This window comes from Microvirga sp. GCM10011540, assembly GCF_042650665.1.
GTDB classification, from domain to species: domain Bacteria; phylum Pseudomonadota; class Alphaproteobacteria; order Rhizobiales; family Beijerinckiaceae; genus Microvirga; species Microvirga lenta.
In genome coordinates this window covers 1-10243 of the sequence record NZ_JBHSBQ010000099.1, presented here as the reverse complement: position 1 = coordinate 10243, position 10243 = coordinate 1, and the positions used below count along the sequence as shown (strand labels likewise).

At 67.7% G+C, this 10243-nt stretch carries 11 protein-coding genes; 8 read left to right on the top strand and 3 right to left on the bottom strand.

Annotated features, from left to right (window positions below; genetic code table 11):
- The 5 genes from ACFOYU_RS15710 to ACFOYU_RS15690 all read left to right on the top strand — a co-directional run.
- Positions 1-332 (top strand): hypothetical protein (locus ACFOYU_RS15710; RefSeq protein ID WP_377034312.1); only part of this gene is annotated, 332 nt, incomplete at its 5' end.
- Positions 333-1084: 752 nt separating this feature from the next.
- Positions 1085-2140 (top strand): ligase-associated DNA damage response exonuclease, encoded by a 1056-nt coding sequence (locus ACFOYU_RS15705; protein ID WP_377034311.1) that lies wholly within the window; start codon positions 1085-1087, stop codon positions 2138-2140.
- Positions 2137-3870, top strand: coding sequence for a cisplatin damage response ATP-dependent DNA ligase (locus ACFOYU_RS15700; RefSeq protein ID WP_377034310.1), 1734 nt, complete (start codon positions 2137-2139; stop codon positions 3868-3870). The genes ACFOYU_RS15705 and ACFOYU_RS15700 overlap by 4 nt, the downstream gene beginning before the upstream one ends.
- Before the next feature lie 2 nt (positions 3871-3872).
- Complete coding sequence (locus ACFOYU_RS15695) at positions 3873-4325, top strand: secondary thiamine-phosphate synthase enzyme YjbQ (RefSeq protein ID WP_226740116.1); 453 nt, start codon at positions 3873-3875, stop codon at positions 4323-4325.
- Between the two features lie 149 nt (positions 4326-4474).
- Complete coding sequence (locus ACFOYU_RS15690; RefSeq protein ID WP_226740119.1) at positions 4475-5146, top strand: response regulator; 672 nt, start codon at positions 4475-4477, stop codon at positions 5144-5146.
- Here the strand turns inward: ACFOYU_RS15690 and ACFOYU_RS15685 are convergent.
- Positions 5143-6081 carry an alpha/beta hydrolase gene (locus tag ACFOYU_RS15685; RefSeq protein ID WP_377034309.1) on the bottom strand — a complete coding sequence of 313 codons (939 nt, stop codon included), beginning with the start codon at positions 6079-6081 and terminating at the stop codon, positions 5143-5145. The genes ACFOYU_RS15690 and ACFOYU_RS15685 overlap by 4 nt on opposite strands.
- Positions 6082-6187: 106 nt before the next feature.
- Between ACFOYU_RS15685 and ACFOYU_RS15680 the strand changes: the two genes are divergently transcribed.
- Both ACFOYU_RS15680 and ACFOYU_RS15675 read left to right on the top strand, forming a co-directional pair.
- A complete protein-coding gene (locus tag ACFOYU_RS15680; protein ID WP_377034308.1) occupies positions 6188-6439 on the top strand; it encodes a DUF6460 domain-containing protein in 252 nt (83 codons plus the stop codon).
- Between the two features lie 19 nt (positions 6440-6458).
- Positions 6459-7796 (top strand): MATE family efflux transporter, encoded by a 1338-nt coding sequence (locus ACFOYU_RS15675; RefSeq protein ID WP_226740124.1) that lies wholly within the window; start codon positions 6459-6461, stop codon positions 7794-7796.
- A gap of 15 nt (positions 7797-7811) precedes the next feature.
- Here the strand turns inward: ACFOYU_RS15675 and ACFOYU_RS15670 are convergent, their stop codons facing one another.
- Together ACFOYU_RS15670 and ACFOYU_RS15665 are read right to left on the bottom strand one after the other, a co-directional pair.
- Positions 7812-8894, bottom strand: a complete 1083-nt coding sequence (locus ACFOYU_RS15670; RefSeq protein WP_377034307.1) for a quinone-dependent dihydroorotate dehydrogenase — start codon at positions 8892-8894, stop codon at positions 7812-7814.
- Positions 8891-9235, bottom strand: coding sequence for a DUF952 domain-containing protein (locus ACFOYU_RS15665; protein ID WP_226740129.1), 345 nt, complete (start codon positions 9233-9235; stop codon positions 8891-8893). The genes ACFOYU_RS15670 and ACFOYU_RS15665 overlap by 4 nt, the downstream gene beginning before the upstream one ends.
- A gap of 159 nt (positions 9236-9394) precedes the next feature.
- Here ACFOYU_RS15665 and ACFOYU_RS15660 point away from each other — a divergent pair, with 159 nt between their 5' ends.
- Complete coding sequence (locus tag ACFOYU_RS15660) at positions 9395-10033, top strand: helix-turn-helix transcriptional regulator (RefSeq protein WP_226740131.1); 639 nt, start codon at positions 9395-9397, stop codon at positions 10031-10033.
- Positions 10034-10243 lie beyond the last annotated feature (210 nt).

The following is a 10243-nucleotide window of genomic DNA, read 5'->3' as shown; positions in this document are numbered from 1 at the left end:
GCTCACGGTCGGGCGGAGCGACATGGAACCCTCCAGGTCTAAACCCAAGCCCCTACAGCCTGAACGCCGACCCCGCCTCAATCGCTCCAACCATTCGCCAGCAGTATCAAGGGGGAGGAGAGCAGGTCGGCGCCATCTGCATGAGCTTCGAACCGGCCGAAGCTTGTGGGGGAGGAGAGCAACGCGGCGCCACCCGCGTCATGGCCGGGCCAGTCCCGGCCATCCGCGCCTTCAAGCCGCGTTGGGGCCTCCACGCCGTCATTCCGGGGCGGCTCGCTAGAGCCGAGCCCGACCCGAAGGGCCGCGCGACGCCGGAAACCCATAGCCGCTGACGGCGCAGAACGAGGCGGGACGCCGATCATCCCTTCGGATGCGTTGGTGTTTATCGGTTCCGGGCTCCGCTCCGCGGCCCCGGAATGACGGCAGTGCACACCTTTGTCATTCCCGGCCGGAGCGCAGCGGAGGGGAAGGGAATCCACCGATGCGCACCAGCCGAAGAATGGATCTCTTTCCCGCACTTCGTGCGCCGGGGATGACAGCGGGACGTCTGGTGGATAGCGGATCATGTTCCCACTTTGTTCTTGAAACTCGTATCAAGCTAAGCTATATCGTTCGTGTCCGGTTCACCGAGGGGCGCGCTCGCGAGGCGTCGTGATTGTGGGACCGACACGGTCCTGCGCCGGAGGGGAACGCACCCTCCTGCGGCAGGAGGCCCAGGCACCCGCCCTGGGGCCGGAGCGGGTCGCAGGCCCGGCCGCACCAGGCGTGCGGCGTTCGCCTGAGGCCGTTCACGGACCAGCGCCGCCTGAACGCCTGAAAAGAACCGTACGCGAGGGGCCATCCGGCTCTTCCCTCTCCACCACCACCCTTCGAGCCGGTTCGCTCCTCGCGCCCCCCCGACTGCCTCAAGGCCGCGCGCATACGCCCGCAGCCCGAGAACCCATGCCTTCACCCTGCCCGTGTCATCCCCGGCGCGCCGCAGGCACGGGAAGGGGATCCGCCTCCAGCCCGGCGCCCGTGGACTCCCCTCCCCTCCGCTCCGGCCGGGACTGACACAGGAGCGCACCACCCTATATTCTCACCCATGGCGCTGCGTTCGACCGACATCCTGACCCAGACCCCGCAAGGGCTCTATTGCCCCCTCGGCGACTTCCATATCGATCCGGTCCGGCCCGTGGAGCGGGCGCTCGTCACCCACGGCCATTCGGACCATGCCCGCTCGGGGCACCGCTCCGTGATGGCGACGCGGGAGACCCTGCTCATCATGGCGGTCCGCTACGGCGCGGAGTTCGCGGGCTCGACCCAGGAAGCCCCGCTCGGCGAAAGCCTGCGCGTCGGCGACGTGACCGTGCGTTTCACGCCCGCCGGGCACGTGCTGGGCTCGGCGCAAATATCCATCGAGGCGGGCGGCACCCGGGTCGTGGTCTCGGGCGACTACAAGCGCGCCGAGGACCCGACCTGCCTTCCCTACGAGGTCGTGCCCTGCGACGTGTTCATCACCGAGGCGACCTTCGGCCTGCCGGTCTTCCGGCATCCGGACACCCGGGGCGAGGTGCGCAAGCTCCTGGCCTCCGTCGCGCTCTTTCCCGAACGCGCCCACATCGTCGGCGCCTATGCCCTCGGCAAGGCGCAGCGGGTCATGGCCCTGCTGCGGGAGGAAGGCTACGACCGGCCGATCTATCTGCACGGCGCCATGGAGCGCCTGACGGAGTTCTACAAGTCGGAAGGAATTTCCCTGGGCGAGACCCCTAAGGTCGTCGCCGCGGAGCGGACGAAGCTCGCCGGCGCGGTCGTGATCTGCCCGCCCTCCTCCATCCAGGATCTCTGGTCCCGCCGCTTCCCCGACCCGGTGACCTGCTTCGCGTCCGGCTGGATGCGGGTGCGCGCCCGCGCCCGGCAGAAGGGCGTGGAGCTGCCCCTCGTGATCTCCGACCATTCCGACTGGGACGACCTCTGCCGCACGATCCGCGAGACCGGCGCGGGCGAGGTCTGGGTCACGCACGGGCAGGAGGACGCCCTGGTCCATTGGTGCACGACCCACGGCATCAGGGCGCGGCCCCTGCACATGCTGGGCTATGGCGACGAGGGCGAGGCGGAGGAAGCCTCCTCCCCCAAGGAAGACGCGGGGGAAACCGCATGAACCGCTTCGCCGCCCTCCTCGACCGGCTCGGCTACGAGCCGCGCCGCAACGCCAAGCTGCGGCTGCTCATGGACTATTTCCGGCACACGCCGGACCCGGACCGCGGCTATGCGCTGGCCGCCATGACCGGCGCGCTGATGTTCAAGGAGGCGAAGCCCGGCCTGATCCGCGGCCTCGTGGAGGAGCGCACCGATCCGGTGCTGTTCCGCATGTCCTACCACTATGTGGGCGACCTGGCCGAGACGGCGGCGCTGATCTGGCCCGCGCCGGGGCATGAGAGCGTGGCTCCCGCCGGCGCCGAACCCGCCATCGGCCACAACAACCCGCCGCCCCACGTGCCGACCATCTCGGAGGTGGTCGAGACGCTCGCCACCACGAGCAAGAGCGACCTGCCGGTCCGCGTCGCCGGCTGGATGGACGCCCTCGACGAGACCGGGCGCTGGGCGCTGATCAAGCTCATCACCCGGGAGCTGCGCGTCGGCGTCTCGGCCCGGCTCGCCAAGACGGCGGTAGCCCAGCTCGGCGGGTTCGAGCCCGACGAGGTGGAGCTGATCTGGCACGGGCTGGAGCCCCCTTACGAGGATCTCTTCGCCTGGGTCGAGGGCCGAGGCGAGAAACCGGAATCCGGCAATCCCGCGCCCTTCCGCCCGCCGATGCTGTCGCATCCGCTGGAGGAGGAGGATTTCGAGAAGCTCGACGCCTCGGAATTCATGGCGGAGTGGAAGTGGGACGGCATCCGGCTCCAGGCGGTCTCCGGCCGGGCAAGCGACGGGCGGCCGGTGCGGCGCATCTATTCCCGCACGGGCGAGGACGTGTCCCGCGCCTTTCCGGACCTCGTGGACGCGCTCGATTTCGAGGGCGCCATCGACGGGGAGCTGCTCATCGTCCGTGAGGGCCGCGTGCAGAGCTTCAACGTGCTGCAGCAGCGCCTGAACCGGAAGGCAGTGACGCCCAAGCTCGTCGCCGAGTTTCCGGCTCACTTACGCGTCTACGACATCCTCACCGAAGGCGACGAGGACCTGCGCGACCTGCCCTTCCGCGAGCGCCGCCAGCGCCTGGAGGCGCTCGTCGCCCGCCTCGACGAGCCGCGCATCGACCTCTCGCCCATGGTGCCCTTCTCCTCCTGGGAGGACCTTGCCGCCGCGCGGTCCGATCCGGCCTCGGTCGGCGCGGGACCGGACGCGGACGCCATCGAGGGCTGCATGGTGAAACGGGCCGGCAGCCCTTATCTGCCGGGCCGTCCCAAGGGCCATTGGTACAAGTGGAAGCGCGATCCGTATCTTGTCGATGCGGTCATGATGTACGGCCAGCGCGGGCACGGAAAGCGCTCCTCCTTCTATTCCGACTACACCTTCGGCGTCTGGCGCGACGGACCCGGCGGCGAGGAGCTGGTGCCCGTCGGCAAGGCCTATCACGGCTTCACGGACGAGGAGCTGGTCAAGCTCGACCGCTATGTCCGCAACCACACGGTCAACCGGTTCGGGCCGGTGCGGGAGGTGGAATACGGCAGGGACCGGGGCCTCGTGCTGGAAGTGGCGTTCGAGGGGCTGCAGCGCTCGACCCGGCACAAATCCGGCGTCGCCATGCGCTTTCCCCGCATCAACCGGATCCGCTGGGACAAGCCGGCGGCGGAGGCGGACCGGCTCGAGACCCTGGAAAAGATCCTCGAACGGGGCGAAAAGGAGATCCACCCTCTGAAGGGTCGGGAAGCGGAACGGCGGGAGGGATGACGATGCTGACCGTGGACACCATCACCCAAGGCAGCGTGACCCAGCAGGCGAGCGGCAGGCTTCTGGTCGAGACCCGGGGACAGGGCTTCACCGAGATCACCGACGCGGCCGCGCGCTGGGTGTTCGGAACCGGCATCCTGCAAGGGCTCCTGACGGTCTTCTGCCGGCACACCTCGGCCTCCCTTACGATCCAGGAGAATGCGGACCCGGACGTCCGCGAGGACCTGCTCATGGCCTTCGACCGGCTGGCGCCGCGGGACGGGTCCTACGTCCACACGACGGAAGGGCCGGACGACATGCCGGCCCATATCCGGACCGTCCTGTCCGGCGTCAGCCTGAGCATTCCCGTCATGGAGGGGCAGATGGTTCTCGGGACCTGGCAGGGCCTCTATCTCGTCGAGCACCGGGACCGGCCCCACCGCCGCGACATCGTTTTCCACCTGATCGGCGCCTGATCCCTCCCCATTCGGGCAGTTTATATTTGAACAACCGGCTCCATACCCCCTACAGTTTCAGGTAGAATGGCTTTGCCGCTCCTCCTGCCTTGCCAGATCGGCGGGGATGCGGCTAAGGCCTTACAAAAAAGTGGCGTGGGAGGAACAGAGTGCAGGGCCAGGACACCACGATCGTCATTGCCGACGACCACCCGCTTTTCCGTGGGGCGCTGAGGCAGGCCATCGCCTCCGTCATGCCGAAGGCCCGGGTGATCGAGGCGAGCGGACTCGACGAGCTGAACGCCGCCCTCACCCAGGAACGCGACCTCGACCTCATCCTGCTCGATCTGACCATGCCGGGCGTGCAAGGCTTCTCGGCGCTGCTCTCGCTGCGGGCGCAGCATCCGGAATACCCGGTGGTCATCGTCTCGGCCACGGAGGAGCCCACGGTCATCCGCCGCGCCATGGAGTTCGGCGCCTCGGGCTTCATCCCCAAATCCATCGACGTGGACAGCATCGGCGGCGCCATCTCGGCCGTGCTGGCGGGCGACACCTGGACGCCGCCCGACGTGGACCTGTCCGCCGCCGAGGACAAGGAAACGGCCGATCTGGTGCGCCGCCTCGCCACCCTCACCCCGCAGCAGGTCCGCGTCCTGACCATGCTGTCCGAGGGCCTGCTCAACAAGCAGATCGCCTACGAGCTCAATGTCTCCGAAGCGACCGTGAAGGCCCACGTCTCGGCCATTCTCGATAAGCTCGGCGTCGACAGCCGGACCCAGGCGGTCATCGCCGCCTCGAAGATCGGCGTGACCCAGCGCCCCTCCCCGGCCGGGGCCGACTAGAGCGCCTCCACGAAGGCATCGATCCGCGACAGCGCCTTCTCGGCCATGGCGCTCTCGAAGCGGATGAATACGTGGCATCCCCCCGGCCAGACGGCGAGTTCGGTCCGGTTTCCGGCCGCCGCCCAGCGCGACGCCATGAACAGCGTGTCGTCCAGGAGCATGTCCCGCGTACCCACGGAGAAGAGCGCCGGCGGCAGGCCCTTCAGATCGGCGAAGAGCGGCGAGACATCGGGGTCGTACCGGTCGATGGAGCCGCAGAAATTGTCGGCGAAGACCCGCACGTCGTTGGTGTTGAGGATGAGCCTCTCGCTACCCCAAAGCCGCACGCTCGGCGTCAGGTTGAGGTCGTAGCAGCCCGCGAAGAGGTTCGCGCCCCGGAAGGGATCGAGGCCGTGCCTGTCCCGCAGGCGCAGGATGGTGACGGCCGAGAGATGAGCCCCGGCCGACTCGCCGCCGATGAACAGGCGCGACGTCCCGAAGCGGCTCTCGGCCTCGCGGATCACCCAGAGGGCCGCCGCCTCGCATTCGTCGGGCGCGGCCGGGTAGGGATTTTCCGGAGCCAGCCGGTATTCCACGGACACGACCGCAAGGCCGCACCTGTCGGCGAGGCGGTCGAGCCAGGGATCCTGCTCGTCCGCGGTGCCCCAGGTCCAGCCGCCGCCATGGATGTGGAAGTAGACGCCGCGCGGGTTGTCCGGCGCGATGATCCGCAGCGGAATGGGCCCCGCCGGGCCGTCGATGGCGATGGTCTGCGCCCGGGGGCTCGGAGCCATGAGCGGGAACGGACCGAGCCCCTGGCGGCGGCGCTCCCGCACCAGGGCCGGAGGCACCGACATCGGGTCCGGCAGGGTCGAGAGCTTTGCCACGATATCGGCGTTTTGAGCACGGATTTCGTCGCTGATGGCGGATGGGTCGAAAAGAGCGGGATCGATCATGCCATTCTCACGGAAGTGTTGCGTTCGTCGCCAGCCCTTGCGATGAAGCACACGCCGAAGCCCAGGTCCAGCCAAGCTCTTCGACGAGGATGAGGATATGTCCAACATGCACCGTTTCATCGGCGGCTCGCCCGGCTCGGTCCTGGCCAAGCTGATCTTTCTCTCCCTCCTCGTCGGGGCCTTCATGGCCTTCCTCGACATCACGCCGTTCGGGCTGGTCGAAGGGCTGTTCAACTGGATCCGCTCTGTTCTGGATCTCAGCCTGGACACGGTGAAGGAGGTCGGTCTCTGGATCCTCTACGGAGCGGTCATCGTCGTCCCGCTCTGGCTCATCTCCCGCCTCTTCGACCGGCGCTGACGGACCTGCGGGGACTATGATGGACGGCTCCACAGCGACGCGGAGGATCGAGGTCACCCATTGGCGCATGCTGGCGCTTGCGCTGCCCATGACCCTGTCCCACGTCACGACCCCGCTCCTCGGGCTCGTCGACGCGACGGTGATCGGCAGGCTCGGCGAGGCGCACCTCCTGGGTGCCGTCGCCCTCGGCGCCGTCATCTTCGATTTCGTGTTCTGGAGCTTCGGCTCCCTGCGCATGGCCACCGCCGGGCTGACCGCCCAGGCGACGGGCGCCGGCGACCGGCATCAGGTCGATTGCACCCTGGCGCGCGCTCTGCTCGTCGGCGCCGTCGTCGGCCTCCTGCTGATCCTGCTGCAATGGCCGATCGCGACCATCGCCTTCTCCGTGGCCGGCGCGAGCGCGGCGGTGACGGAGGCGCTGTCGACCTATTTCTTCGTCCGCATCTGGGCGGCTCCCTTCACGCTGGCCAACTACGTCATCCTGGGCTCCACCCTCGGGCGCGGCCGCACCGATCTCGGATTGCTGCTCCAGGTGGCGATCAACGTGATCAACATCCTGCTGACGGCAACGCTGGTGATCGTCTTCGATCTCGGCGTCGCGGGAGCGGCCCTCGGCACGGCGGCGGCGGAGGTGGCGGGCGTGGGCCTCGGCATCGCGGTTCTGCGCCGCCTCGGCTCCAACCCCTTCTCCGTCACCTGGAGCGAGGTTCTGGACAAGGCCGCGATGCTGCAGACCATGGCCGTGAACCGGGACATCATGATCCGCAACGTAGCGCTGATCCTGGCCTTCTCGATCTTCAGCGCCCTGGGCGCGCGAACCGGCGACGTGACGCTGGCGGCCAATGCCGTGCTCTACAACATGTTCCTGATCGGCGGCTATTTCCTCGACGGCTTCGCCACCGCCGCCGAGACCCTGTGCGGCCAGAGCATCGGCGCCCGCGACGAGCGCGGCTTTCGTCGCGCCGTCACCCTGAGCCTCGGATGGAGCATCGGGTTCGGCCTTGCCGTCTCCGCCCTGTTCCTGCTCGTCGGCGGCGCCTTCATCGACTTCGTGACCACGAGCGCCGATGTCCGCCTCTACGCGAGGGATTACCTGATCTTCGCCGCCCTGACGCCGCTCGTGGGCGCGGCCGCCTTCGCCTATGACGGCATCTACACCGGCGCGACCTGGACCCGGGCCATGCGCGACCTCATGGTCGTGGCCTTCGCGGTCTACGGGCTCGTGCTGCTTGCGGCCGGAAGCCTCGGCAACACGGCCTTGTGGATCGCGCTCCTGGTGTTTCTCGGCACGCGCGGCATCGGTCAGGCAGCTCTCTGCGCCAGATTGACGAAGCAGACCTTCGCCAGGTTCGCGTGAGGAGCGGAGCGCCGGTCAGAGCTCCGCAGCCAGCGCACGCGCATCCCTCCCGACGGATGCGGCGAGGGTCGTGCCTTCCCGGGCCAGCTTCTCCACCAGTCCGCGCTTGATGTCGCCGATGAGACCCGGCCCCTTGTAGACCATGGCCGAATAGAGCTGGACGAGGCTCGCCCCCGCCCTGATCTTCGCCCATGCCGCCTCGGCGGAATCGACGCCGCCGACGCCGATGAGGGGAAGCTTGCGCTCGACGCGCAGGAAGGTCTCGGCCAGCATCCTGGTCGACGGCGCGAAGAGCGGCTTGCCGGACAATCCGCCCGTCTCTCCCGCGAGCGCCCTGTCCTTCAGCGTTTCGGGCCGCGCAACCGTGGTGTTGGAAACGGTGAGCCCGTCGATGCCGCGCTTCAGGGCCGTCGCCACGATGGCGTCGAGAGTCTCGAGCGAAATGTCGGGGGCGATCTTCAGGAGAACGATGGTCCTCCGTCGTCCTTCGTCCGCCGCGTCCCTCGCATCGATGCAGCGGGCAAGGAGATCGTCCAGGAACGCCTCGCCCTGAAGGTCGCGCAGGCCCGGCGTGTTGGGCGAGGAGACGTTGATGGTGAGGAAATCGACGAGACCGGAAAGGCCGCGGATGCACTGGGCGTAATCGGCGATGCGATCCGTCGAGTCCTTGTTCGCGCCGATGTTCACGCCGACGATGCCCGGTCTTCCCCGACGCCGCGCGAGACGCTGGCGAGCCGCGTCGAGGCCGTCGCTGTTCAGTCCGAAACGGTTGATGATGGCTTCGTCCTGCGCCAGCCGGAACAGCCGCGGGCGCGGATTGCCCGTCTGCGGCCTCGGCACCACGCCACCGAGTTCGACGAAGCCGAAGCCGAGCGCGAGGAGTTGGTCAGGCACTTCGCACTGCTTGTCGAATCCGGCCGCGAGCCCGACGGGATTGGGGAAGCGCCGGCCCATCGCGTCGACGGCGAGACGATCGTCGTCCTTGCCCGCCGTCGTGGCGGGCATCAGGGACAGCGCCCGGATCGTCATTTGATGGGCGGTCTCCGGATCGAGCGCGTGCAGGACGGGTTTCGCGAAGGGAAAGAGGCTGCCGATCATGGTGCGAGATCCGGAAAGATGTGATGGCCGTCGCTGCCGAGGGGAAGCGGCTTGACCCACAGGACGGCGGAGAGGGGCAGAGTCGCGTAGAGATGCGGAAAGAGATCGCCGCCGCGAGACGGCTCGTAGCGCAGGGCCTCTCCGAGCCGGCTCTCGTCGATGGCGATCAGCAGCAGATCGCCCTGCCCTGCGAAGTGCCTGGCCGCCGTCTCACGAACCTGTTGTGCCGTCGAGAAATGGAGGTACCCATCAATAATGTCGATGGGGGCTCCTTCGAAGAAACCGGCCTTCTCGGCATTGCGCCACAACGGTTCCGGGCAGATCTTATAGATGGTTTTCATGAGGGTTTGAGTAGCTGCGGAACGCTTAAGGAGCAACCCGAACGTGGACGAGATGTCGCTGGAAGGTCTTCGTGGTTGTCCGGGCCACAGAACAACCTTAATTCCTAACAATAGGTTCGGTTTCAGTTAGTTTTTTCGCTGCTTGCGAAGGTATATCACATGTTGTCTCACGACCGCGTTTGGGCTGCTATCGATGCGCTGGCCGCACGCCACGGCATGACCGCATCAGGGCTGGCTCGCAAGGCCGGTCTCGATGCGACGAGCTTCAACAAATCGAAGCGTACCAGTCCCGAGGGCCGGGACCGCTGGCCCTCGACGGAGTCGATTGCGAAGATCCTGCGCGCCACGGGCGCGACGCTCGAGGACTTCCTGCGGCTGGTCGAACCGTCGGGTTCGCTCCGCCGCTCCATGATCCCCCTCATCAGCATGACGCAGGCAGCCGCGGGCGCCGGAAAGCTCTTCACCGACGAGGGCCTTCCCACCGGCGGCCCCGGCTGGGACGAGATCGACTTTCCCGACTTCGGCCAGGAAAAGGTCTTCGCCCTCGAGGTGACGGGCGACACCATGGCGCCGCTCTACAGGGATGGGGACGTGCTCATCATTTCGCCGACGGCCAGCGTCCGCAAGGGCGACCGGGTGGTCGTCCGCACGACGAACGGCGAGATCCTCGCCAGGGAGCTGAGGCGCCGCTCGGCCAAGACCCTGGAGCTCGCGTCCCTCATCGAAGGTCAGGAGGATCGCGTGATTCCGGCCGAAGAGGTGTCCTGGGTCGGCAGAGTCATGTGGGCGCGCCAATAGCCGCGGCGCATCGTGCGGAACCGATGCGCCGCTTAAGGGCCGGAGCATCGGATGGGCTCCAAAAGTGGCGTCCACTTTTGGGTCCGATGCTTGTCTTATGATTTTCCCGTCCTGATCGAGCAAGATGAGGATACCGCCAGCGAGTCGCGAGCTCGCTGGCGGTGGGAGGGGACGGGTCGTTCCGATGCAGACCGGTGCGGGTCGAGCTAG

Bases quoted from the DNA above. Each gene is read 5' to 3' on its own strand.
- ACFOYU_RS15705 (WP_377034311.1), top strand. From the start codon at position 1,085: ATGGCGCTGCGTTCGACCGACATCCTGACCCAGACCCCGCAAGGGCTC.
- ACFOYU_RS15700 (WP_377034310.1), top strand. From the start codon at position 2,137: ATGAACCGCTTCGCCGCCCTCCTCGACCGGCTCGGCTACGAGCCGCGC.
- ACFOYU_RS15695 (WP_226740116.1), top strand. From the start codon at position 3,873: ATGCTGACCGTGGACACCATCACCCAAGGCAGCGTGACCCAGCAGGCG.
- ACFOYU_RS15685 (WP_377034309.1), bottom strand. From the start codon at position 6,081: ATGATCGATCCCGCTCTTTTCGACCCATCCGCCATCAGCGACGAAATC.
- ACFOYU_RS15680 (WP_377034308.1), top strand. From the start codon at position 6,188: ATGCACCGTTTCATCGGCGGCTCGCCCGGCTCGGTCCTGGCCAAGCTG.
- ACFOYU_RS15675 (WP_226740124.1), top strand. From the start codon at position 6,459: ATGGACGGCTCCACAGCGACGCGGAGGATCGAGGTCACCCATTGGCGC.
- ACFOYU_RS15670 (WP_377034307.1), bottom strand. From the start codon at position 8,894: ATGATCGGCAGCCTCTTTCCCTTCGCGAAACCCGTCCTGCACGCGCTC.
- ACFOYU_RS15665 (WP_226740129.1), bottom strand. From the start codon at position 9,235: ATGAAAACCATCTATAAGATCTGCCCGGAACCGTTGTGGCGCAATGCC.
- ACFOYU_RS15660 (WP_226740131.1), top strand. From the start codon at position 9,395: ATGTTGTCTCACGACCGCGTTTGGGCTGCTATCGATGCGCTGGCCGCA.